21 protein-coding genes are annotated in these 25,277 nt (G+C 36.0%); 20 read left to right on the top strand and 1 reads right to left on the bottom strand.

The features are described 5' to 3' along the window. From prs to ABS911_RS07705, 3 genes are all read left to right on the top strand, one after another. The coding region (prs, locus tag ABS911_RS07715; RefSeq protein WP_350467101.1) for a ribose-phosphate diphosphokinase at positions 1 to 551 on the top strand (551 nt) is incomplete at its 5' end. Between the two features lie 211 nt (positions 552 to 762). Further along, entirely contained in the window at positions 763 to 1,194 is a 432-nt protein-coding gene (locus ABS911_RS07710; RefSeq protein ID WP_350467100.1) for a NusG domain II-containing protein, read from the top strand. A gap of 192 nt (positions 1,195 to 1,386) precedes the next feature. Beyond that, positions 1,387 to 2,727, top strand: a complete 1,341-nt coding sequence (locus ABS911_RS07705) for a M20 family metallopeptidase (RefSeq protein ID WP_350467099.1) — start codon at positions 1,387 to 1,389, stop codon at positions 2,725 to 2,727. Positions 2,728 to 2,812: 85 nt separating this feature from the next. On the opposite strand, the gene ABS911_RS07700 is transcribed toward ABS911_RS07705, so the two are convergent. Next, entirely contained in the window at positions 2,813 to 3,787 is a 975-nt protein-coding gene (locus tag ABS911_RS07700; protein WP_350467098.1) for an L-lactate dehydrogenase, read from the bottom strand. A gap of 647 nt (positions 3,788 to 4,434) precedes the next feature. On the opposite strand from ABS911_RS07700, the gene pth reads away from it, so the two are divergent. From pth to ABS911_RS07615, 17 genes are all read left to right on the top strand, one after another. Further along, on the top strand, positions 4,435 to 5,010 hold the full coding sequence (pth, locus tag ABS911_RS07695) for an aminoacyl-tRNA hydrolase (protein WP_350467097.1): 576 nt from the start codon (positions 4,435 to 4,437) through the stop codon (positions 5,008 to 5,010). Between the two features lie 118 nt (positions 5,011 to 5,128). Next, positions 5,129 to 8,650, top strand: a complete 3,522-nt coding sequence (gene mfd, locus ABS911_RS07690) for a transcription-repair coupling factor (RefSeq protein WP_502880515.1) — start codon at positions 5,129 to 5,131, stop codon at positions 8,648 to 8,650. A gap of 62 nt (positions 8,651 to 8,712) precedes the next feature. After that, positions 8,713 to 10,299: a putative polysaccharide biosynthesis protein gene (locus ABS911_RS07685; RefSeq protein ID WP_350467096.1), complete on the top strand. Its 1,587-nt coding sequence runs from the start codon at positions 8,713 to 8,715 to the stop codon at positions 10,297 to 10,299. Between the two features lie 10 nt (positions 10,300 to 10,309). Then, positions 10,310 to 11,365 (top strand): MazG nucleotide pyrophosphohydrolase domain-containing protein, encoded by a 1,056-nt coding sequence (locus ABS911_RS07680; protein ID WP_350467095.1) that lies wholly within the window; start codon positions 10,310 to 10,312, stop codon positions 11,363 to 11,365. Further along, positions 11,362 to 11,631, top strand: a complete 270-nt coding sequence (locus ABS911_RS07675; protein ID WP_013709887.1) for an RNA-binding S4 domain-containing protein — start codon at positions 11,362 to 11,364, stop codon at positions 11,629 to 11,631. Before ABS911_RS07680 ends, ABS911_RS07675 begins: the two co-directional genes overlap by 4 nt. 141 nt (positions 11,632 to 11,772) lie before the next feature. Then, positions 11,773 to 12,186, top strand: coding sequence for an FtsB family cell division protein (locus ABS911_RS07670; RefSeq protein WP_350467094.1), 414 nt, complete (start codon positions 11,773 to 11,775; stop codon positions 12,184 to 12,186). Positions 12,187 to 12,315: 129 nt separating this feature from the next. Next, positions 12,316 to 12,813 carry a S1 domain-containing RNA-binding protein gene (locus ABS911_RS07665; RefSeq protein ID WP_350467093.1) on the top strand — a complete coding sequence of 166 codons (498 nt, stop codon included), beginning with the start codon at positions 12,316 to 12,318 and terminating at the stop codon, positions 12,811 to 12,813. Positions 12,814 to 12,926: 113 nt separating this feature from the next. Next, the gene (tilS, locus tag ABS911_RS07660) at positions 12,927 to 14,330 is read left to right on the top strand and encodes a tRNA lysidine(34) synthetase TilS (RefSeq protein WP_350467092.1); all 1,404 of its coding nucleotides are present in this window, start codon (positions 12,927 to 12,929) and stop codon (positions 14,328 to 14,330) included. Positions 14,331 to 14,362: 32 nt separating this feature from the next. Then, positions 14,363 to 14,905, top strand: a complete 543-nt coding sequence (gene hpt / locus ABS911_RS07655) for a hypoxanthine phosphoribosyltransferase (RefSeq protein ID WP_350467091.1) — start codon at positions 14,363 to 14,365, stop codon at positions 14,903 to 14,905. Between the two features lie 104 nt (positions 14,906 to 15,009). Continuing rightward, positions 15,010 to 17,190, top strand: coding sequence for an ATP-dependent zinc metalloprotease FtsH (gene ftsH / locus ABS911_RS07650; RefSeq protein WP_350467090.1), 2,181 nt, complete (start codon positions 15,010 to 15,012; stop codon positions 17,188 to 17,190). A gap of 95 nt (positions 17,191 to 17,285) precedes the next feature. After that, positions 17,286 to 18,167, top strand: coding sequence for an Hsp33 family molecular chaperone HslO (gene hslO, locus ABS911_RS07645; protein ID WP_350467089.1), 882 nt, complete (start codon positions 17,286 to 17,288; stop codon positions 18,165 to 18,167). Between the two features lie 147 nt (positions 18,168 to 18,314). Continuing rightward, complete coding sequence (gene cysK / locus ABS911_RS07640; RefSeq protein ID WP_350467088.1) at positions 18,315 to 19,244, top strand: cysteine synthase A; 930 nt, start codon at positions 18,315 to 18,317, stop codon at positions 19,242 to 19,244. Between the two features lie 119 nt (positions 19,245 to 19,363). Continuing rightward, on the top strand, positions 19,364 to 20,080 hold the full coding sequence (locus ABS911_RS07635; RefSeq protein ID WP_341046780.1) for a LytR/AlgR family response regulator transcription factor: 717 nt from the start codon (positions 19,364 to 19,366) through the stop codon (positions 20,078 to 20,080). 3 nt (positions 20,081 to 20,083) lie between these two features. Next, positions 20,084 to 20,806 (top strand): sensor histidine kinase, encoded by a 723-nt coding sequence (locus ABS911_RS07630; RefSeq protein ID WP_341046779.1) that lies wholly within the window; start codon positions 20,084 to 20,086, stop codon positions 20,804 to 20,806. A gap of 86 nt (positions 20,807 to 20,892) precedes the next feature. Further along, entirely contained in the window at positions 20,893 to 22,701 is a 1,809-nt protein-coding gene (locus ABS911_RS07625) for an ABC transporter ATP-binding protein (protein ID WP_350467087.1), read from the top strand. Continuing rightward, the gene (locus ABS911_RS07620) at positions 22,694 to 24,583 is read left to right on the top strand and encodes an ABC transporter ATP-binding protein (protein WP_341046776.1); all 1,890 of its coding nucleotides are present in this window, start codon (positions 22,694 to 22,696) and stop codon (positions 24,581 to 24,583) included. Before ABS911_RS07625 ends, ABS911_RS07620 begins: the two co-directional genes overlap by 8 nt. Before the next feature lie 187 nt (positions 24,584 to 24,770). Then, positions 24,771 to 25,277: OB-fold nucleic acid binding domain-containing protein (locus ABS911_RS07615; protein WP_350467086.1), on the top strand; the 507-nt coding region annotated here is incomplete at its 3' end.

Below are 25,277 nucleotides of genomic sequence, written 5' to 3'. Positions count from 1 at the left end.
CTGTTGACCACTTGGTAGGTGCCCCTCTTTTAGCAAATTATTTCTTAACACAAGGAATCGTTACAGAGGCAGAAGACGTAGTTGTTGTTTCACCAGATCATGGTGGTGTAACACGTGCTCGTAAACTAGCTGAATTCTTGAAGTCTCCAATTGCTATTATTGACAAACGTCGTCCTAAAGCGAATGTGGCGGAAGTTATGAATATTATTGGCAATGTAGAAGGTAAAAAGTGTATCTTAATCGATGATATGATCGATACTGCTGGTACGATCACGTTAGCTGCTCAAGCTCTTTCAGAAGCAGGAGCCACTGAAGTTTATGCATGCTGTACACATCCTGTTTTATCAGGTCCAGCTATTGAACGCATTCAAAATTCAGTAATCAAACAATTGATTGTTACAGATTCAATTTATCTTCCTGAAGAGAAAAAAATCGACAAAATTGTTGAAGTAAGTGTCAGCACTTTACTGGCTAATGCGATTACGCGTATCCATGAAAATAGATCTGTTAGTCCTTTATTTGAAAAACAATATACAGGTGTAATAGATTAATTCATTTTACAATTAAACAAATTAAAAAATGGGGGTGAGACAAAAGTCTCACCCCCATTTATGTATCCGAATAATCATTCTGGAACGTGATCCGAAAAGCAGCCCCGATGTCAACTTCACGAGTAATCACCTTGCTGTCTAAAAAAAAGATTGCTATACTTAATGCATTAGCTTCCTAGTAGAAATATGGGAGAAATGGAGTCAACAGAAAATGAAAAAAATTAAAGATCAATTAGAATTGGTTCGCCCTTTTGATGGTATAATTATTATACTATTATTACTAGGATCATTTATACCACTTATTATCTTTGGTCAATCTACCAAAAATCTAGATGAAAATAGTTCTATTTATGCCGTAGTATCTATTGATGGTAAACCAGTTAAAGAAATAGAATTAACAGAAAATACCCCTCAAGAAACGTTTTCTTTTTATCCAGCAGAAGGACAATACAATATTGTTGAAGTTGATGGAAAAAAAATTCGTAATAAAGAGGACAATAGCCCAGATCAAATTGCTGTGAAAACAGGTTGGATCAGTAAACCTGGTGAAACGGCAATATGCCTGCCACATAAATTGATTATTGAAATCAAAGCTAAGGATTCTTTAAATGAAACGGATGATGATGTGATTATTCCGCTTTAACGAAAATAGTTCAAAACGAATGAAGGAGCTTCGTTTTGAACTATTTTTTTATGTATTTAAATAACGTTTTATGTATATTTAGTGTTTGAAACAGGCGTAAAGTGGATTAATTTGCAATTTAATACGTATAGAAGTATACTATATGCATTATCTAATGGATTGAAAAACTTAATAGTGAGAAGGAGTTAGGGTATGGATTCTATGATTAAAGAAGTACATAAAAAAGAAAGTCTGTTGGCTTTGCAGAAATTAATTGCTATACCATCTGTGAATACATCGGATGGTAAGACAAACCCGCCTTTTGGTCAAGGAATTGCAGATAGTTTAGAAGAAGTTTTAACGATTTGTAAGAGTTTGGGAATGTCCACGTATAGCGATCCGAAAGGTTTTTACGGTTATGCTGATTATGGTCAAGGGGAAGAAATGGTTGGAATCCTATGTCATTTAGATGTGGTTCCTGAAGGGAACCTGTCCTTATGGGAAACAGATCCTTTTGAAGGTGTAGTGAAGAATGGCATTATCTATGGACGTGGAAGTCAAGACGATAAAGGGCCTACAATTGCTGCGCTATACGCATTTAAAGCAGTGGTTGATGCAGGTTTGATTTTTAATAAACGGATCCGTTTTATATTTGGTACGGATGAAGAGACCCTTTGGCGTTGTATGGACCAATATAACTTGAACGAAGAAGCACCAACAATGGGTTTTGTTCCTGATGGTGTCTTTCCTTTAACTTACGCAGAAAAAGGGTTGCTGCAAGCTAAATTAATAGGACCTGGAAGTAAGGAGTTTGTTTTACAGTGTGGTGAAGCATCAAACGTTGTTCCGGGAAAAGCGAGTTATACTGGTAAAGATGCAAACGAAATTGCTGAAACGTTAAAAAGTTTGGGGTCAGATTATGTATTATCTGATCGGACGGTTACTGTAAAAGGAAAAGCTGTTCATGCAAGTACAGCCGAACTTGGGATCAATGCTATAAACAAGTTAGCTCAAGGTTTAGCCACTCATTACCCTCACCCAATAGTAAATTTTTTAGCAGAAAAAGTTGCAAATGAAACAAATGGTTTTAGTATCTTTGGAGAAGTTAAAGATGCGATGACTGGAGAACTTACCTTTAATGTAGGTAGCATTCATATAGATGAAACAGGTTCTGAAATTGTTTTAGATTTGCGAATTCCTGTTGAGTACACAATAGAAGATATGGCTTCGCGATTGGAGAAAGCAGCAAATGAGTATGGATTGATTTATGAAGAATACGATGCTGTTCCATCATTGTATATCCCGAAAGAAAGTCCGCTCGTTCAAACGTTAATGACTATTTATCGTGATAAAACAGGAGATTTAACTGAACCAACTACTAGTGGTGGAGCAACCTATGCTCGGAAAATGACCAATATGGTAGCTTTTGGTGCTCACTTCCCGTATACAAAAAGCTTGGCACATCAAGAGAATGAAGGAATGAAATTAGAAGAGTTGTATATGGCGATGGACATTTATGCAGAAACAATTGCTCAATTGTGTTGTGAAGAGTAATAAGATAATTTTAATAGCACTATATACCATGCAAAAAAACAGGACTAGTTTTAAATTAGTCCTGTTTTTCTATCTAAACTAATGTTTATTTTTCTTTGCCTAATGCTTCAAAAGCATCAGCAGTAACTTTTTTTAATGTGGATGCGGATAATTTCATTTTATCCATTTCAGAGTCGTTTAATGGAATTTCAATAACGCGTTGAATCCCTTGGCGATTAATAATCGCTGGAGCGCCAATGTATACATCATTTTGTCCATATTCGCCGTCTAAATAAACTGAAAGAGGCAATACAGCATTTTCATCGTTAAAAATGGCTTTAGTGATACGAGCAAGTGATACTGCAATTCCGTAAAAAGTTGCTCCTTTTTTTTGAATAATATTGTAAGCAGAATCTCTTACACTAAAGAAAACATCGACAAGAGCTTGTTCATCAGTATTCGGATTATCTTTGATCCACTCATTGATACTGAGTCCAGCAATGTTTGCATGAGACCATACAGGGAACTCTGTATCTCCGTGTTCACCTAAAATGTAACTATGAACGTTACGTGTATCAACGCCAGTTAGTTCAGCGATAGCCTGACGGAAACGAGCGGTATCTAAAGAAGTGCCTGATCCAATTACGCGATTCTTAGGAAGTCCAGAAAATTTCCAAGTTGCATAAGTTAAGATATCTACAGGATTTGTTGCTACTAAGAAGATACCATCAAAGCCACTATCCATTACTTGACCAACTAAGCTTTTGAAAATTCTTAGATTTTTTTGTACTAGGTCTAATCGAGTTTCACCTGGTTTTTGAGCTGCTCCAGCGGTGATTACAACGATATCTGCATCATGGCAGTCGCTATAAGTTGCTGAATAGATTTTTTTAGGAGAAGTAAAAGCTAAAGCATCTGATAAATCAATAGCATCTCCTTCAGTTTTGTTTGTATCGATATCGATAATTCCTAATTCTTGAGCAATGTTTTGAGTCACTAGAGCAAAAGCATAACTAGAACCAACTGCTCCATCTCCGATTAAAATTACTTTTTGGTGGTCTTTTACTTCTTGTTTAGTCATGATACAACAAACTCCTTTATGAATAAGATTCTTAATAAAGATAGTGTAACACTTAACAAACTTTTTGTAAATCAAAATTTTTAAAATGGATAAAAGTAACCACGGTTGATTAGAAGGCTTTTTTTAAAAAAATAATTATGTGAAAAAATAATCTATCTTTTCCCCGTAATCAAGTTTAACTGCTCAATTGTACTAAAATAACGCGTTCGGCCGAAACAAGTAGTAAAAAATGAAAGTCATTTATATACTTTCGCTTACATCATACAACTAAAGTATAGTATTTCAAAACAAAAAGTGACGAAGAGATGATAATTTGAAAATAAAAAGATTAAAATAATATTCTTTTTTAAACTAATTAGTAGCAACGGGAAGAGAATACTAAAAACGAATGGCCAATTAGTACCTAAGAAATTCAGAACAGAAAAACAAGATAAAAAAAGTTTAAAGGATAGCTTACAAGTCTTTCGAAAGGCAATCTGAGAGTGGATAGACATAAAGTTTAAAGAAAAAACCATTGAATTGTGTTATACTATATAAAATTGTTACTGGACGAAAATATTTCGTGCGGAACTTTTTTGCGTAAAAAAGCTTATTATTCTTTAAAAAGAAAAGCAAACGTGAAATAATCAACTGGAGTGTACTAAATAATGAAAATGATTGTTGGCTTGGGAAATCCTGGCGCAAAATATAAAAATACAAAACATAATATTGGTTTTATTGCAGTGGATGAATTTGCGATTCAGCATAAAATGGAGTTTAGTAAAACGAAATTTGAATCATTGTATGCAGAAGCATTTATTGGAACTGAAAAAGTTCTTTTAGTAAAACCGCAAACTTTTATGAATGATTCGGGAAGAGCTGTTCGACAGTTAATGGATTACTATAATGTAGAGGTAGAAGACTTAATCGTCATTTATGACGATTTAGATTTGCCTGTTGGGAAATTACGCTTGCGTCAAAAAGGCAGTGCAGGTGGACACAATGGGATTAAGAGTATTATTCAACACATAGATACATCAGACTTCAACCGTATTCGAATTGGAATCGATCGTCCAATGGGGAAACAAACAGTTATACAGCATGTGTTAAGTGGTTTTCCTAAAAATCAGCACGAAGAACTGTTGATTACCATCAAAGATAGTGTAGCAGCGTTAGAGTATTGGATAGAAGGACACCCATTTTTAGAGGTTATGAATCAATTTAATAAGAAAAAAAACGCATAAACAATTAGTAAAATGTGAAATTAAAAAAAGCAGTGAAGCCCAGAAAATTCTGAGCTTCTTTTGTTCATTTTAATAATCAGTTTGTAAATGGAAAAATAGATTGGAAGGAGCTCTTACAGTGGGAGATATAAAAAAAATACTAGCTGATGCGCCTGATGTTAAAGCTTTGCTAGAGCAACTAGAGCAACATCAATCGCAATTGATAACAGGATTATCTGGTTCTGCAAGAACTTTAGTCCTAAGTACGTTAGTAGCAGAAAAGAAAAAACCATTCATTATTGTGACGCATAATTTATTTCATGCCAATCAATTGATGGAAGATTTTGCGGATTGGGTACCTGAAGACCGACTGCACCTTTTTCCAGTTGATGAAATGATCTATGCAGAAATGTCTGTAGCTTCGCCTGAAGCACGAGCAGAACGAGTAGCAACGTTAGATTTTTTATTATCTGAAAAATTTGGTGTTGTGATTGTACCACTTGCGGGCGTACGTAAATTAGTGCCACCAAAAGAAATATGGAAAGCCGCTAAATTTACGATTAAGCAAGGAGGCGAATTGGAATTAACTCATTTGTCTCAACGATTAGTAGATATGGGCTATACTCGCCAACAATTGGTTAACAGTCCTGGTGAGTTTAGTATTCGCGGAGGAATTGTTGATATTTATTCTTTAACGGAAGAATTCCCGATTCGAATAGATTTATTTGATACTGAAGTTGATTCGTTGCGTTATTTTGATGCCACCACACAACGTTCCATCCAGACAATTGAAAAAGTAACCATTCTTCCCGCAACAGATACCGTTTATACAAAAGAACAATTAACAGCTGCAGCGCCTAGATTTAGTAAAGCTGTCGAAAGAAATCTGGGATTAATACAAGATGTTTCCGAAAAACAAACGTTTATCAAGCAAATGACACCTATTTCAGATGCTTTTCAAAAAGGTGAACCAATTGATGAATTAACCATGTTTACAGATTTTATTTATCCTGAAAAGAATAGTGTATTGGATTATATGAGTAAAAAAGGCATTGTTGTGATGGATGAGTATCCTAGAATAATGGATACTGATCGTCGTTTAAATGAAGAAGAAGCGGAATGGGTAACCAATAAACTGAGTGAGCGACGCATTTTACAAAACCAAGTCTTTTCAAATAATTTCCGTGATCAACTGAAGGCGTTAAACACGAGCATCTTATATTTTGCAGTTTTTCAAAAAGGAATGGGAAATACTCGGTTTAACCAGATTCATGCTTTTCAATATCGGAATATGCAGCAGTTTTTTGGTCAAATGCCTTTACTTAAAACAGAGATGGATCGTTGGATAAAACAAAAAAACACGATCGTCATCATGGTACCAAATGCTGATCGAGCTAAAAAAGTACATCAAACGTTCAAAGATTTTGAAATTACGAGTAAAATAGTGAAACCTGCTAGGCTTGAACTTGAAAAAGTGCAAATAGTTGAAGGGTATGTTCAGTCAGGTTTTGAGATGCCAACAGATAAATTGGTGGTCATCACCGAACGAGAGCTATTCAATAAAGTTACTAAGAAAACTGCTAGACGCCAAACATTATCAAATGCAGAACGATTGAAAAGTTACAGCGAACTGAATCCTGGAGATTACGTTGTCCATGTTAATCACGGGATCGGAAAATATACGGGAATGGAAACTCTTGAAATTGATGGTATTCATCAAGATTATATGTCGATCATTTATAAAGATGATGCGAAATTATTTATCCCTGTAACTCAGCTCAACTTATTACAAAAATATGTTTCTTCTGAAGCGAAAACGCCAAGAGTCAATAAATTAGGCGGAACAGAGTGGGCTAAAACAAAGAAAAAAGTGGCTACTAAAATAGAAGACATAGCGGATGAACTCATTGAGTTATACGCTGCCAGGGAACAAGAAGTAGGGTATGCATTTTCTCCAGATGATGCCTATCAAGAGGAATTTGAGAATGCCTTTCCGTATACAGAAACAGATGATCAATTGCGTAGTACTGCTGAGATCAAACATGATATGGAACAGAAAAAACCAATGGATCGGTTACTTGTTGGTGATGTTGGGTATGGTAAAACAGAAGTAGCGATGCGGGCAATTTTTAAAGCTGTTCAAGAAGGAAAACAAGCAGCCTTTTTAGTACCCACAACTATTTTAGCGCAACAGCACTATGAAACGATGCTGCAACGCTTTGCTGATTTTCCGATTGAGATTGGTTTGTTGAGTCGTTTCCGAACAAAAAAACAGCAGAATGAAACCATTTCAGGTCTAAAAAAAGGACAAGTTGATATTGTAGTCGGAACACACCGTATTTTATCAAAAGATATTGAATTTCAAGATATCGGTTTACTGATAGTAGATGAAGAACAACGATTTGGTGTGAAGCATAAAGAGAAGCTAAAACAATTAAAAGCGCAAGTGGATGTCCTAACTTTGACTGCAACACCTATTCCGCGAACGCTTCATATGTCGATGCTAGGTGTGAGAGACTTATCTGTTATCGAAACTCCACCAGCAAACCGTTATCCTGTTCAAACATACGTAATGGAACAAAATCTAGGAGCAATACGTGAAGCAGTTGAACGAGAAATGGCACGCGGCGGACAAGTCTTTTATTTATATAATCGAGTAGCTACAATTGAGAAAAAAGTAGATGAACTCCAACAGTTGATTCCAGATGCGAGAATCGGCTATGCCCATGGGCAAATGACAGAAGGGCAGCTTGAAAACACATTGTTGCAATTTATTGAAGGGGAATATGACATGTTAGTGACCACTACGATCATTGAGACTGGTGTCGATATGCCCAACGTAAATACATTGTTTGTAGAGAATGCAGATCATATGGGATTATCACAATTGTATCAACTGCGTGGTCGCGTAGGTAGAAGTAACCGTGTTGCGTATGCCTACTTCTTGTATCAACCAAATAAAGTGCTGAATGAAGTCAGTGAAAAAAGACTACAAGCGATTAAAGATTTTACTGAACTAGGCTCAGGATTTAAAATCGCCATGCGTGACTTATCGATTCGTGGTGCTGGAAACCTATTGGGAGCACAGCAGCATGGGTTTATTGATTCGGTTGGGTTTGATTTGTATTCTGAGATGTTAAGTGAAGCAGTAGCTCGTAAACGAGGGATAGACGCGAAAGAAGAAAAAACGCAAGTTGAAATTGATTTAGGAATCAATGCTTATCTACCAGGTACGTATATAGAAGATGAACGTCAAAAAATTGAAATCTACAAACGTATCCGAGAATTGAGATCACACGAACAGTATGTAGAACTACAAGATGATTTAATTGATCGTTTTGGAGAGTATGTGGATGAAGTCGCAGATTTGTTAACAATTGGATTAATCAAAATGTATGGTGAACGTGCACTGATAGAAACAATCAAACGAACAGGTGATGAAGTCGAGTTAACATTTTCAGTTGTAGGTACTCAGTCGTTGCCGGCAGAAGAAGTGTTTAGATCATTAAGTGAAGTGCCTTTAAGAGCAAATGTAGCTGTCAAGAAAGACCGTTTGATGGTTACGCTACAGCTGAAAAAAGAACCAACCTATCAGTGGTTGGGATACATTGAAAAGTTTGCCCAAAATATCGTTAACTATCGTTCAAAAGAGGCTGACTAGTCCTTAGTCATAAAAAAGAATCACAAATTGCTGATCTAGGTCATATAAGTGAGGGCAGAAAATTGGAAAATCAACAAATGAAAAAAATGATGAATGGGGCGATCATTCTATCGGTAGCTGCCTTTATTGCAAAAATATTAAGTGCTGTTTACCGTGTTCCTTTTCAAAATATGGTTGGGAATTCAGGGTTTTATGTTTATCAACAAATATATCCGATATATGGCATTGCAATGACTGTAGCTTTAAGTGGATTTCCTATCTTCTTATCCAAGTTAGTCGCTGAAACGTCTACGGAGGATGAGCGGAAAAGTCTCTTGAAAAAATCGTTTGTTTTATTAAACATTCTTTCGGGGCTCTTCTTTGTAGGTATTTATTTCTCGGCGTCGCTAATTGCGAATTGGATGGGCGATGCTAATTTAGAACCGATTATTCAAACGGTTTCGTGGTTGTTTTTACTCATTCCGTTTTTAGCTGTCAGTCGCGGTTATTTCCAAGGAACCTTTCGTATGCTGCCAACAGCTGTCTCTCAAGTGGGAGAACAATTTGTACGTGTAGCTGTGATCTTGGTTGCCGCTTATTTATATACGCGCAGTCAATGGGATGAATACCAAATGGGAACTATTGCTATGAGCAGTTCTTGGGTAGCGGGTCTAGTTGCGTGCATTATTTTAGGTGTAGCATTATTTAAACAGCAGTCTCTTAAGACAGAGCAAAATACAGAAGTAGATCCGATTCCAGAAATAAATAACTACACTAGTATTGCAAAACGATTTGCTACTGAAGGTGTCACGATGTGTTTACTGAGTGCTTTACTTATTCTTATGCAGTTGATCGATTCTTTTACACTATATAATGGTTTAGTAGAAAATGGATTGAGCCCTTTTGAGGCGAAAAACTTAAAAGGAATCTACGACCGTGGTCAACCACTTGTCCAATTAGGGATGGTAGTCGCTACCGCTTTTTCTGCAAGTTTGATTCCTTTATTGAGCCAATCGTTTGCCCAGAAAAATAGAAAAGCTTTCGTTCGCACAGCAAAATCTTTAATGCGGATAACCGCAACCTTTGCTATGGCTGCTACTACAGGTATCGTTGTATTGATGCCTTATTTAAATTTGGTGTTATTTGGCGATACAGATGGAAGCCTGGTGTTGAGTGTATACAGCGTATCAATTTTTTTAACATCATTAATTGGAGTTTACAATGCTATTTTTCAAAGTCAAAATAAACACCAAGTAGCTTTAATCGGCTTACTGATTGGATTAGGCATAAAAATAGTGTTGAATGAGTGGCTCGTTGAGCAATTTGGAACACTTGGCTCAAGTGGAGCAACTATAATCGGTTTATTGGTCATCTTAATCATTATGTGGTGGGATTTACCTAAAGAAATAAAAGAAAGTTTAACGGAAAAAAGTTTTGGATGGAAATTGCTGTTCAGTTGTGGTGTAATGGCTATTATAGTATGGTTCGAGATGCAATTGATTGGAAATAGTGCCTTAATAGAAGAAAATCGATTAGCGGCCTTTGGTTACACAGTTCTAGGTGGCGTCACAGGTATCGGAGTCTTTTTATGGCTAATGATAAAATGTAAAGTGCTAACGATTCGTGAATGGTTGTCTCTTCCGTTTGGTAAAAAAATTTTAAGAAAGTAGGCAAAACTAAATGGGGAAAATTAAAGTGGTTGGGCTTGGGCCGGGAGACATTGAACAGCTTCCTTTTGGAGTGTACCAATTATTGAAGAAAGAAAAGCCGTTGTATTTACGAACTAAGTTACATCCAGTTGTGAAAGATCTAGAGCAAGAAGGGCTGATCTTTCAATCATTTGATGCAATTTATGAAGGGAACGATCAATTCGAGGATGTCTATAAGACCATTGTCAAAGAATTGATAACAGCAGCTCAAAAAGAAGATATTATTTATGCTGTTCCAGGACATCCAATGGTAGCTGAAAAATCCGTTCAATTGTTGCTAGAAAATGAATTTGGTATTTCAATTGAAATCAAAGGCGGAAAAAGTTTCTTAGACGATCTTTTTCAAGCAGTAAAAATTGATCCAGTGGAAGGTTTTCAATTGGTTGATGCATTAAGTTTAAATCAAGACCAACTGGAAGTCAGTCAGCATATCATTGTCATGCAAGTTTTTAATGAATACATTGCTAGTGAGGTAAAATTAACCTTAATGGAGAAATACCCTGACGAACATTTAGTAGCTTTAGTCCACGAAGCAGGGGGCAAGAATGAAAAAATAGAATGGTTGCCATTATTTGAACTAGATCGAATGGAAGGAGTTCATAATTTAACATCGTTATACGTTCCTCCATTAGCAGTAGATGATCGAACAAAATCATTTCAGACCGTCCAGTACTATATGGATGCTATTACAGGAGAAAACGGCGATGCATGGATAAAAGAACAAAACCATGAGACTTTAGTTGCTTATATGGAAGAAGAAGTACTGGAATTTAAAGCAGCAGTTGAAAACGATGATATTGATAATATGGTGGAAGAGTTAGGTGATGTCTTGATGCAAGTGCTGTACCATACAAATTTTGGCGAGCAGTCAGGGTACTTTTCATTTGAAGAAGTGATTGAAACCTTAAATAAGAAGCTTCGCCGCCGTCACCCACATGTTTTTGATGGCGTTAAAGCAGAAACACCAGAAGAAGTCGATGCAATTTGGCAAAAAATAAAAGCAGAAGAAAAGGGGAACAATCAATGAGATTAGATAAATTTTTGAAAGTATCTCGAATTATTAAACGCCGTACCATTGCAAAAGAAGTTGCGGATAAAGGCCGTATTCAAATTAATGGTATACCGGCTAAGTCTTCTTCAGACGTAAAAGTAGGCGACGAATTAACGATTGCATTTGGAAATAAAACATTAGTCGTTAAAATTGATAAAATTGTTGAGACAACTAAAAAAGATGAATCAAAAGAAATGTTTAGCATTGTTAGCGAAACGTATAGAGAAGAACCGACTAACTAAAGTCGCGAAAAATTTTGATTGGCTTCCCTTCTAGGCGGTATAGCGAAAAAAATTCTTGTATTTTAGCTGATAGATAGACAAAGTAACTGCTTTCTTGCTATAATCATTTCATAAAGTGAGAATAGAAGGTGAATCGTTTTTATGAAGAAAGAAAATCAAACAAATGTGGCTAAATTAACTAATGAGTATACACATAACAAGACACTTCAAGCTCTTCGAGAACGCAAACACAAACGTCACATGCGCAGAAGAATCGCTGGTATTCTTGCTGTTAGCTGTTTCTTTGTTTCAGGATTTGCCATCAATATATGGACAAATACTCAAACGATATCTCAAATGGAGCAAGAAAAAAAAGAAGCTCAAAACGAACTAAAGCTAGTTGAAAAAGAACAAGAAAATTTAAATAATCAAATTAAAAAGTTGGAAAATGAAGATTATGTTGCTAAAGTAGCCCGTAGTCAGTATTATTTATCTGAAGATAATGAAATTATTTTTAGTTTGCCAGAAGATAATGCAGCTAATGAAATTGAAAAAACACCGAATTCTGAAGAATAACCAAATTAATAAATGGAAATAGTTTATTAAAGTGATTTTAATTAAGTTTAATAAATTAAATAATCGTTTTATGTCACAAGATAACATGGTATAATAACCGTACAAGTTTTAAGGAGGAAGCAATTTTATATGTCGATTGAAGTTGGAGAAAAAGTTACAGGTACTGTTTCAGGAATTACGAATTTTGGTGCGTTCATCGATTTAGGTGATAGAAAAACAGGTTTAGTTCATATTAGTGAAGTTTCAGATAGCTTTATTAAAGATATCAAAGACGTGTTAAAAGTAGGAGAACAAGTTACTGTTAAAGTAATGTCCATTGGAGATGACGGTAAAATTGGCCTTTCTATTAGACGTGCTGTAGATAAACCGGTTGAAACAACTGCTCCATCTCGCGAAAGAGCTAGCAGCAGTAGCAGCAGTTACCAAGGGCGTCGCGAAAGTAGCAGCCCAAGTCGCAGTAGTACTGGTTACCAAAAAACAGACCGAGGATCAAGAAATGCTGGTCCGAAGAAAGAAGATTTTGATTCATTGATGAGTTCATTCTTAAAAGACAGTGATGATCGCTTAACTTCTCTTAAACGTAATACAGAAGGCAAACGCGGCGGACGCGGCGGGCGTCGTAACTAAAAAATAATGCTGAAGGATAAGGAAACTTATCCTTTTTTATGTTGTAGTCAAGAGAGTTGAGTCTATCTACTAATAACGAGAATGACCAGATTGAACGTAAAGGAGCAGTTAAAATGGATATATATTTTGATTTTTTAGAGCGTTGTCAAAATAATCTCTATTGGAAGTCAACGGATCGTTTGCTGCTAGCTGTATCTGGTGGAGTCGATTCTATGGTGTTGGTAGATTTGATTCAGCGATTACCACATGCCATCAGACCTTGGTTTGGAGTAGTTCATGTAAACCATCAATTAAGACAGGCTTCTATAGAAGAAGAAAAATTCCTTTCTCAGTACTGTGCGAATAATAGAATTCCATTTTTTTTAAAAAGATGGCCTGAGGAGAAACATCCGATTGAAGGAGTAGAGGCAGCAGCTAGAGAGTTTAGATATGCTTTTTTTCATGAGGTATTGAAAGAACAGCAAGCCACACATCTGCTTACGGGTCATCATGGGGATGATCAAATGGAAACTATTTTAATGAGGTTGGTTCGTGGTGGTCAATTAGAAAGTATTGCAGGAATAAAAAAGCAACGAATCTTTTACGGGAAACAATTGACTCGACCATTGTTAGATTATAGTAAAAAAACACTCTACCAGTATAGTCAGGAACGGTCATTATCTTTTTATGAAGATGAGTCAAATAACAGCTTGGAGTATACAAGAAATCGTTATAGGCACCAAGTCATTCCATTGCTGAAAAAGGAAAATACACAAGTATTGACTCACTTTGCGGATTTTTCATCTGATTTGCAAGATGTGATCACGATAGCTAAAAAGGAAATTGAAAAACAAGCAGCAAATGTCTGCTTTCAAAAAGGCCCCTTTTGTTGGGAATTAAATGTACCATTATTTTTAACCTTTGAGCCTGCAATGAAACGTCAATTGATGCAAATTTTATTTAACAAAATATTTCATAAAGAAGTTAGTGAAGTTGGCAGAAAGCATCAAATGCAAATAATTGATTTAATCGAAAAAGATAAGCCTAATAGTCAATTGAATTTACCTGGAAATTGGGTAGGTCAGAAATCTTATCAAAAACTTTATTTTTTTAAAGAAAATGAACAAGAAGTTACTACTAAAAAAATACAGGGTATTTATCCATTAAATTTAGGGGAATGGGTACCTCTACCTAATGGTGCAAAAATAGGACTATTTGAAGCTACAAAAGAATCCGTAGTTACAGACCAAACAAAAAAAGTCGTTTGGTTAGATCCAGAAAGTATTCAGTTGCCATTACAGGTTAGGAATCGAAAACCAGGAGACCGTATAACGTTAAAAGGATTAGAGACGGGAAGCAAAAAAATTAAAGATCTGTTTATTGATCAAAAAATCTCACGAAATAAACGAGAAGAAGCCATTTTAGTAACAGATAGCAAAGAAGAAATCATTTGGTTAGTAGAATATAAGGAATCAAGATTGTCTATTGAGCCAGAAACTGATAAAATACATTACATACTCATTTATGAAAATAAATAAGAGTAGACGTGATGAAAAGGAGAACTTAAACAATGAAAAATGATATTGAACGCGTGCTTTTTTCGCAGGATGAATTAGCTGAAAAGACAAGAGAATTAGGTAAGCAATTGACAGGAGACTACCAAGATAAGAACCCATTAGTAGTCGGCATCCTAAAGGGAGCTATGCCTTTTCTATCTGATCTTGTAAAAGAAATGGACATTTATTTAGAAATGGATTTTATGGATGTTTCAAGTTACGGAAACGGAACAGTTTCATCAGGCGAAGTGAAAATCGTGAAAGACTTAAATACGAATGTTGAGGGTCGCGATCTACTGTTAGTAGAAGACATTATTGATAGCGGACGTACATTAAACTACTTGATAGACATGTTTAAATACCGTAAAGCTCGGTCAGTAAAAATCGTTACATTATTAGATAAACCAGAAGGCCGAGTTGTAGATATTAAGGCGGATTATGTTGGGTTCTTAGTTCCAAATGAGTTTGTGGTCGGTTATGGATTGGATTATGCTGAAAGATATCGGAACTTACCATATATCGGAGTTTTGAAACCTGAAATTTACGAAGAGAAATAAATGGTCAATGTTGGTCAAATATGTTACAATTAATAAAATTAAGAATCATTTACAATAAAATACAGAATTGAACTTAAAAAGTTTGTTTGTAGAAGGAGGGCACAATGAAAAAAGGACTCTTTAAAAACGGGTTCTTCTATGCGATCGTTTTCTTAGTCATAATAGGAATTGTAACTTGGGCAACAGGTGGAAACTCAGGACAGAATACTACAACCCTTTCAGCTAGCGAATTCGTTACGCAATTAGAAGAGAATAAAATAAAATCATTTACGATTCAGCCTAACGCTGGAGTGTACCAAATTACAGGTGAGTACCGAGAAGAACAACCTGCAGAGGAAAGTTCTAGTCAAGGTGTCGATATTTTTGGAACAACAGAAACAACAAATACAACATTTACAACAGCTATTTTGCAAAATGACACCTCTGTACAAGAGATTACAGCATTAGCAGATGAAAATAGTATTGAATACACACCGCAACAAGAAGAAACAACCGGTATATGGGTTACATTACTGATTTCAGTATTACCTTTAGTTATTTTTGTTTTCTTCATCTACATGATGATGGGACAAAGTGGTCAAGGCGGAGGCGGTCAAGGCGGACGTGGCGTGATGAACTTCGGTAAATCAAAAGCTAAAGAAGCAGACAGCAAAGCCAGTAAAGTTCGATTCTCTGATGTAGCAGGAGCAGACGAAGAGAAAGAAGAACTTGTAGAAGTGGTTGAGTTTTTGAAAGACCCTAGACGTTTTGCGGCTTTGGGAGCTCGTATCCCAGCAGGTGTCTTGTTAGAAGGACCTCCAGGAACCGGTAAAACGTTACTTGCGAAAGCTGTTGCCGGAGAAGCAGGAGTGCCATTCTTCTCAATTTCAGGTTCAGAATTTGTTGAAATGTTTGTTGGGGTAGGGGCAAGTCGTGTACGTGATTTGTTCGAAAATGCTAAAAAAGCAGCGCCAGCAATTATCTTTATTGATGAAATCGATGCAGTTGGTCGTCAACGTGGAGCCGGAATGGGTGGCGGACATGACGAACGTGAGCAAACATTAAATCAATTGCTAGTTGAAATGGATGGTTTTTCAGGAAATGAAGGAGTTATCGTCATTGCTGCTACAAACCGTTCGGACGTCTTAGATCCAGCATTATTACGTCCAGGTCGTTTTGACCGTCAAATTTTAGTGGGTCGTCCTGACGTTAAGGGTCGCGAAGCTATCTTGAAAGTACATTCTAAAAACAAACCTTTAGCGCCTGATGTTGATTTAGCAGTTGTAGCAAGACAAACTCCAGGTTTCTCTGGAGCAGATTTAGAAAACTTGTTAAATGAATCAGCTCTAGTAGCAGCTCGTCGCAATAAAAAAGAAATTGATGCACTTGATCTTGATGAAGCTCAAGACCGCGTTATTGCTGGTCCAGCTAAAAAAGACCGTGTCATTAGTAAAACAGAACGTGCAATGGTTGCTTACCATGAATCTGGACACACAATTGTTGGAATGGTTCTAAATGATGCACGTATCGTTCACAAAGTTACGATCGTCCCTCGTGGGAAAGCTGGCGGATACGCAATCATGCTTCCTAAAGAAGATCGTTTCTTAATGACTAAAAAAGAAATGTTTGAACAAATCGTTGGTTTGTTAGGTGGACGTGTAGCTGAAGAGATGGTATTTAATTCTCAATCATCTGGAGCAAGCAATGACTTCCAACAAGCAACTCAATTAGCTCGTAGCATGGTTACCGAATATGGTATGAGTGAAAAATTAGGTCCTGTTCAATACGAAGGAAATCACCAAGTATTTGTAGGACGCGATTATGGACAAACTAAAGCTTATTCTGAACAAATTGCTTATGAAATTGACCAAGAAGTTCGTCGTATTATTGTCGAAGCTCATACTGAAGCTCGTAGAATCTTAGAACAATATAAAGCAGAGCACAAATTAATTGCTGAAAAACTTCTTGAGATTGAAACATTAGATGAACGTACAATTAAGAGTTTGTTTGAAACAGGTGAAATGCCTCCAGCTACTAATGGTTCAAAAGAAGAATTTCCACATGAATCAGAAGGTTCTTCTTTTGAAGAAGTAAAAAAAGCTCGTGAAGCTAAAGAAGCCGCTCGTTTGAAAAAAGAGCAAGAAGAGCAAGAAGAGGAAGCGGAAGCTGAAAAGGCAATCCAAAATGGAGATATTGTCGAAGAAGTTAAAAAAGAGTTAGGTACAGATGATGATCTTGATTTTGATAAAGATTCAGAAGATAAGTCAAAAGATAAATCAGAAGATGATTCTTCAAAACGTTCGTAATCTAACAAATGAAAATTAAAAGAGGGATGCGACCATGTTGCGTCCCTCTTTTGCACTGGATTTTCACTTACTAAAATGTAAAAGGGGATAAAAAAATGTCAGATTATTTATTAAAAAGTATATGTTTTGATGGACAAGTACGTGTGTATACAATCGATGCAACTGAAACAGTAAGAGAAGCACAACAAAGGCATGATACATGGAGCGCATCTTCAGCAGCACTAGGTCGTACAATGATCGGAGCATTATTGTTGGGAGCTACTTTAAAAGGAAATGAAAAAATCACGGTTAAAGTTGAGGGTGATGGTCCAGCTGGACACATCATAGTAGACAGCAACGGAAAAGGTGAAGTAAAAGGATACATTGCTAATCCGAAAGTGAGTTTGGAACTAAATAATGCTGGAAAAATTGATGTTCGTGGAGCAGTTGGTACCCAAGGGACTTTGACTGTAACGAAAGATCTTGGAATGAAAGATACTTTTGCAGGTCAAGTTCCTCTTGTTAGTGGAGAATTAGGAGAAGATTTCACTTATTATATGGCGAATTCTGAACAAACACCTTCAGCATTTGGATTAAGTGTTCTTGTAGATACTGATGAATCAATAAAAACAGCTGGCGGATTCATGATTCAAGTTATGCCAGGCGCAACTGAAGAAACCATTATTAAACTAGAAGAAAGTATTGCATCCATTCCTATGGTATCTCAATTAATGGACAGTGGAGAAAAACCTGAAGAGATTTTGGAACGTTTGGTAGGCGAAGGCAATGCTAAAGTTTTAGAAAAATCTCCTGTAGCGTTTAAGTGTGATTGTTCAAAAGATCGTTTTGCTAGAGCAATCATTGCTTTAGGTGGAAAAGAGATCGATGACATGATCACTGAAGATCAAGGCGCAGAAGCTAGTTGTCATTTTTGTGGCAAGCATTACCAATACACTGTTGAAGAATTAGAAGAATTAAAAGAAAGTTCAAGAAGTTAATGCAATAGGCCTCAGACGGTAGGGAAATAGCTACTGTCTGAGGCTTTTTTTATGCTCATTTGACAAATAGAACGTTGTGCTTGATATTGTAAGCGATAAACTTTAAACTAAAAAGATAAAGAACTTAATTTTAGGAGGTAACATCATATGGTAAAAGTAGTTCATTCTGTAACGGATTTAATAGGAGAAACGCCTATTATTCGTTTAACAAAAGTTGTTCCTGCAGATGCAGCAGAGGTTTACGTAAAACTCGAATCATTTAACGTTGGTGGAAGTGTGAAAGATCGTATCGCATTAAATATGATCGAAGTAGCCGAACAAGAAGGCAAATTAAAACCAGGCACTACAATTATAGAACCAACAAGTGGAAATACTGGAGTTGGTTTAGCAATGATCGCAGCTGCAAAAGGCTACAAAGCTATTTTTGTTATGCCTGATACAATGAGTTTAGAACGTAGAAAATTATTAAAAGCTTATGGAGCGGAATTGATTTTGACACCGGGAGCAGAAGGTATTTCAGCTTCAATCAACAAAGCAACAGAGTTAGCAGAATCAAAAGGGTACTTTATGCCTATGCAATTTGAAAATGTGGCTAACCCTGCTGTACATGCTGCTACTACTGGACCAGAGATTTTAGAAGCTTTTGGCGGAGTTTCACCAGATGCATTTGTTTCAGCAGTCGGTACTGGGGGAACCTTAACAGGTGTTGGACAAGTCTTGAAACAAGCGGATCCTGCTATTAAAATTTATGCTTTAGAACCAACTGAATCGCCTATTTTAAGTGGCGGAGCTAAAGGACCACATAAAATCCAAGGAATCGGTACAGGTTTTGTACCTAAAGTTTTAGACACAGTACTTTATGATGAAGTCTTACAAGTATCTAGTGATGATGCATTTGATATGACACGTCGTTTAGCTGCAGAAGAAGGGTTGTTAGTTGGTATCTCTTCAGGTGCTGCAATTAAAGGAGCAATTGATGTAGCGATAAAATTAGGTCAAGGCAAAAAAGTTATTACCGTAGCACCAGATAATGGGGAACGTTACTTGTCAACGGCTGTTTTCCCATATGTAGAATAACCAGTAAGCAACTATTAAAAGTGTCTTCACACTCTGTATCAATGGTGTGAGGACGCTTTTTTTTGTAAATAACTCAATTTAAAATAAAATTAAGCTATAATGAGTATGAGGTGAGAAAGATGAAGAATTATTCATTTGCTATTTGTGAAAATGAACCCATCCAAGCGGAATGGTTGCAGTCGTTAGTTGAAGAATACGCTGCTAGTCAACACGTTTCTATTCAAATTAATATTTGGGAAAGTGCAGAAATTTTCTTGTTTCATTATGCTGAAAATAAGGACGTAGATATTATTTTGCTAGATATTCAAATGAATGCAATGACTGGTATGGAGATGGCACGGCAGTTAAGGGAACAAGATGATTCGGTTGCGTTATTGTTTATAACAGGATTAACAGATTATATAAGTGAAGGTTATAGCGTTGAAGCAATTGATTACTTAGTAAAGCCTTTGAAAAAAGAGAAGTTGTTTCAAGCTTTGGATCGTTTACTAGCAAAATACCCGGTTAAAGAAGAGTTCTTACTAGTGGAACAAGACGACGAACAAATTAAAATCAGTCGAGACGATATTTTATTTATTGAAGTTGAAGGACGAGAAATAAAGGTAGTGATGAAAAAACAGGTCATTTTTCTCAAAAACTCCTTACAAAGCTTTAGCAAACAGTTAAACCAAGAACAGTTTGTTCAGCCTTACCGTAATGTTGTTGTTAATTGCAGTCGGATCAAACGAATCAGAAAAGGTTCATTAATTATGGATGATGATAGTGTTATTCCGGTCTCTAGAAGAAACCAGCAAAAAGTTGTTGCTGCCTTTACTAAATATTTCCGAGAGGAGTAATATATGTCTATAGAAATGGTTGTTTTTATTTTTAGTATCCTACTTGTTGGTGTCGTTATTTTTATGCGATATTACCACCGTAAAACGATTCATCGTTTATTTCATACTCAAGCAAGTATGTTGGAAGAGCATGCAGAAGAAGTCGAAAATATTTACCGACATATGCGTGGATGGAGACACGATTATAAAAACCACATTCAAACGATGAAGGCTTATATTGAAATGAATAAAATTGAGTTGCTGCAAGAATATTTGGAAGAGTTGGACGATGATCTGGTTGCAATCGATGTTAGCATTCACACTGGAAATGTGATGGCTGATGCCATTCTTAATAGCAAGTTGTCTTTAGCTGAAGCACGAAATATACAGTTGGATGTTAAGGCGTCTATTCCATCAAACTTACCAGTTCATAATGTCGACTTAGGAACCTTATTAGGAAATTTACTATCTAACGCTATCGAAGGTAGTCAAACTGTCGTAGATCCTAGTAATCGATTTATCCGAGTGTATATTGTCGAAATGAAAGAGCAATTATATATTTCTATTACCAATAGTATGAATCAGACGATCAAGAAAAAAGGAACAGGATACCAAACGACGAAAAAAGGAACGGAACACGGCTTTGGTTTGAAGAGAATTGATCAGACTGTACATAAATATCAAGGACATGTGAACCGAAAACATGAAGAGGGAGTATTTGCGACGGAAATTTTATTGCCCTTGTGACCGTTCACGCTTAAAAAACGACCACTCATGGTCGTTTTTCTGAATAAAGATTTTTACATGCTATTGTATCCTTAGAGGTGATTAAAATGGAAAAACAACTAAAAAAGCCATTACATTTGCATTACTTATATCATAAAATGTGGCAAACAGATAAAAAATATATTGTGCTTATGATCATTCGTGCATTCACAGATATGATGATCCCGTTATTGTCTTCAGCTACCGTTGCTTTCATCATTACAATGGTAGGGGATACTAAAAATTGGTCCAATTACATCCCTTTGTTGATCAGTATTCTTAGTGCATCCTTAGTGTGCTATTGTCTTTCTCAAGCCCTGAAAAATTATTTTCAATCAGTAGGAAACATTTTTCGAATCCAAAACATGGTCGAATTGGTAGAAGAGTTATTGTTTAGAAAATATGAGCAAGTAGAAAATGCAGAGAATCAGAAATTATTTGCTAAAGCTATGACTCCAACCGACAATCCAGAAGGAGCTTTTCAAAAGGCTTTTGAGGTATTGTATCAATTTTTGAAAAATACGAGTGGGTTATTATTATATGGTTTCTTTATTGGAACGGTTCATCCTTTACTTATCGTCGTTATTGCAGGATCATCGGTTGTGATGTATGTATTTAGTTTAGGAACGAATCGTATTGAACAATCGAATAAGAATACACTGGCTCCCATCCGAAAAAAGAATAGGTATTTAGTAGATAATACGGGAGATTTTAAAGCAGCTAAAGACATGCGTTTGTATCATATGGAAGACTGGTTTATGAATGAATTTGAAGAAAATAATGATATTCGATTAAAACTTTTGAATGTTGTTAATCATCGAAAACTAAAAGGAAGTGTTCTTTCGAGTACGTTGTCATTACTACGAGATGGATTGGCGTATTGGATCTTAATTCAACAAGTACTAGACGGTACGCTGTCTGTTGCGAGTTTTTCTTTTTACTTTGGGATTATTGCTTCTTTGTCTATTTTTATGAATGGCTTGCTGACGGATTTGGCTAGTTTTAAATATTTAGCAAGTGAAGTAAACGATTTTCGAAGCTACACAGAAATGGAAGATCAGGTCAACAATGATGTCAAAGTTTCTATTGATTCCTTGAATTACCCACTTGATGTAGAATTCAGAGATGTATCTTATCGATATGAAGGTTCAGATAAAGATACTATTCATCATTTGAATTGGCACATTAAGTCAGGGGAAAAGGTTGGAATGGTTGGTATGAATGGTGCAGGTAAATCTACTATTATCAAACTTTTGTGTGGATTATATCACCCAACTTCTGGAGAAATTTTAATCAATGGTAATTCTGTTCAGCAATTTTCGAATGATGAATATGTTGAATTGTTTTCAGTAGTATTCCAAGACTACTTTGAACTGCCGCTTACTATTGAAGAAACCATCAAACAAGGAGAGACTAAACACTCTCGTGAATATGCTGAAGTCTTAGAAGAAAGTGGCATGGACATGGAAATTGCTAAGCTTTTGCAAAATGATCAAACCAAACTTGTGAAGCGAGTGAATGAAGATGCTGTTGACTTATCTGGCGGACAAAAGCAAAAATTGCAGTTGGCTCGTGCGATATACAAAAATGCACCCTTGTTAATGTTGGATGAACCTACTGCAGCTTTAGACCCTATAGCCGAAAACGCCATCTATATTAAATACAATGCTATCGCAAATGACAAGACATCAATTTTTATTTCTCATCGCCTTTCTTCCACTCGTTTTTGTGACCGAATTGTCTTCTTAGAAAATGGAGCGATTCTAGAAGAAGGAACACACGAAGAATTGATGGAATTAAATGGAAAGTATAACGAAATGTATACTGTACAAAGCCGCTATTATCAAGATGAAGTGGAGGTAGTTCAAAATGCATAAGGCAAAAGAAAACTTCGCATGGACACGTAAAGGTTATCAATTGATGATCCATCTTTCTCCACGACTATTTTGGTCTAGCTTGATTCAAGGTTTCTTTGAAGCTGTTTATCCTTTTATACCATTCTTTTTTACAGGTCAAATTTTAAATTTATTGCTAAAAGGAGAACAAAAAGAAATGATTCTTTATTGGGTGATCGGTGCATTGATTACCGGCTACATCTCTTCGGTTATTGCAAATGGAATCTCGCATTACCGTTCAAACTTAATCTATAGTGCAATGGATAAAAAAGAAATGTTGTTAAACACAAAAATTATTCATATGGATTATGAACTTGTAGAAAGATCTGACATCCATGATATGAGAAATACTATTAACCAAGCAGAGAACACTGGCGGTATTGGGTTGTTCTTATTGTTGAATGAGACAAAAAACTATTTTCAACAAATTTTTTCGTTGTTGATCTCTGTTGTATTTCTATGGAGTTTATTTACCTCCACTTCTCAAACAACATCGATTGCATTTAATGCCGACTCTCCTTGGATCTTTATTGTATTTGGTGTTGCCTTAGTTCTTTTCACGGTTTTGTCGATTAAAATCAATGAACAAACACAAGAAACGATTATGAAGTTACTTTTGCAAGGTGGGATGTGGATTAATAACGCTGGGGAGTTTTTTATCAGCCAACTGATGGATTACAACTCTGGAAAAGAAATTCGGTTGTATAAGCAACAACCTATTTATCAGCATAATATGAGAAGAATGTATGACTACACGAAAAGCACACTATCTAAAATAGCACAAAGTCAGAACCGGACTATTGTGATGGTTCAAGTTATGTCCTATTTATTATTGGTATCTTGTTATTTCTGGTTGGTTGTTAAAGCAATGAATGGTGCAATTACTCCTGGTTCAATTGTTCAATATGCTGGAGCATTTACCTTGTTTATCCGTGAGTTTCCGAATCTCCTTTCTTCCATTCAAGCACTTATCAATAATGTTGAAGGACTGAAGATGTTATTTGAGTTTCTGAACTTGAAGAGCAATCGTCATGAAGGTTCCCTTCCTGTTGAAAAGCGTCTCGACAATGAATACACCTTGGAAGTGCGTGATGTGTCTTTTTCATACCCTGGTTCTAATGAGCTGGTATTAGAAAACGTGAATTTACGCTTTGAGATTAGTGAGAAAATGGCGATTGTAGGAATGAATGGTTCAGGAAAAACAACTCTTATCAAATTAATCTGTAGGTTGTATGATCCGACTGCAGGTGTCATTCTGCTAAATGGTATTGATATAAAGAAATACGATTACCAAGAATATTTAAGGTTACTATCCGTTGTTTTCCAAGACTTTCATTTGTACGCTTTTAAGTTAGGAAGCAATGTCGCTGCATCAGATGATATAAATGAAGAGGAAACGGTAGCTGCTTTAAAGAAAGTTGGTTTCTCTAAACGCTTATCCACATTATCTAAACAGTTAGATACTTATCTATACAAAAATTATGATGAATCAGGTATTGAATTTTCTGGTGGAGAAGCACAAAAAATAGCGATGGCTCGTTCTGTATATAAGGCTGCACCAATCGTAATTTTAGATGAGCCGACAGCAGCTTTAGATCCGTTATCAGAATATGAAATCTATGAGAATTTTTCAGAAGTTATAGGAAATCGTACAGCTATCTATATCTCTCATCGTCTATCCAGCTGCCGATTTTGTGATCGTATCGCAGTTCTTGATCAAGGAAAGTTAATACAACTTGGCTCGCATGATGAATTAGTAGAGGTTAAAGATGGGAAATACTATGAACTTTGGAACGCTCAAGCACAATACTATCATAAGAATCCAGATGGTAAAGTAAAAGAAGTCGTATTAGCAACAGTTTGAATCTCTACTTGGCACCTTCCAAACTGTGTGAAAATATGTTATTATATATCGTATAAAAATCGTCAAGCAATTTATATGAAAAAGTTAGGGGATTAGAAGCGCTAGTTGCTAATTGCCTTGCTTTTTTTGTGCACTCTTGGCATTATAAAGAGAGAGCTGAGAAGCTAAAAAGAATGGAGAGAAACTAATGAGCAATGAAAATTCGCATTTAGAAGAACTAAATGATCAATTAATTGTCCGCCGTGAAAAGCTTGATACCTTGCGTGAGCGTAATGTAGATCCATTTGGTGGGCGTTTTGAAAGAACCCATCTATCAAATGAATTACACAAAGCTTATGATGAGTTTACTAAAGAAGAAATAGCTGAAAAAGAAGAAACAGCAACTGTTGCTGGTCGTATCATGACTAAACGCGGTAAAGGAAAAGTTGGGTTTGCTCACTTACAAGACCGTGAAGGACAAATCCAAATTTACGTACGTAAAGATACTGTTGGTGAAGAAGACTATGCTACCTTTAAAAGTGCTGATTTAGGAGACTTTATTGGTGTAACTGGAACGATCATGAAAACTGACACAGGTGAAGTAACGATTAAACCAACTTCAATTACCCAGTTATCAAAAGCATTGCGTCCATTACCAGATAAATACCATGGATTGACAAATGTTGAACAACGTTACCGTCAACGTTATTTAGAT

It is taken from the genome of Carnobacterium sp. (assembly GCF_040274425.1).
The sequence above is the reverse complement of the archived record's forward strand: the minus strand, read 5'-3'. Positions and strand labels throughout refer to the sequence as shown.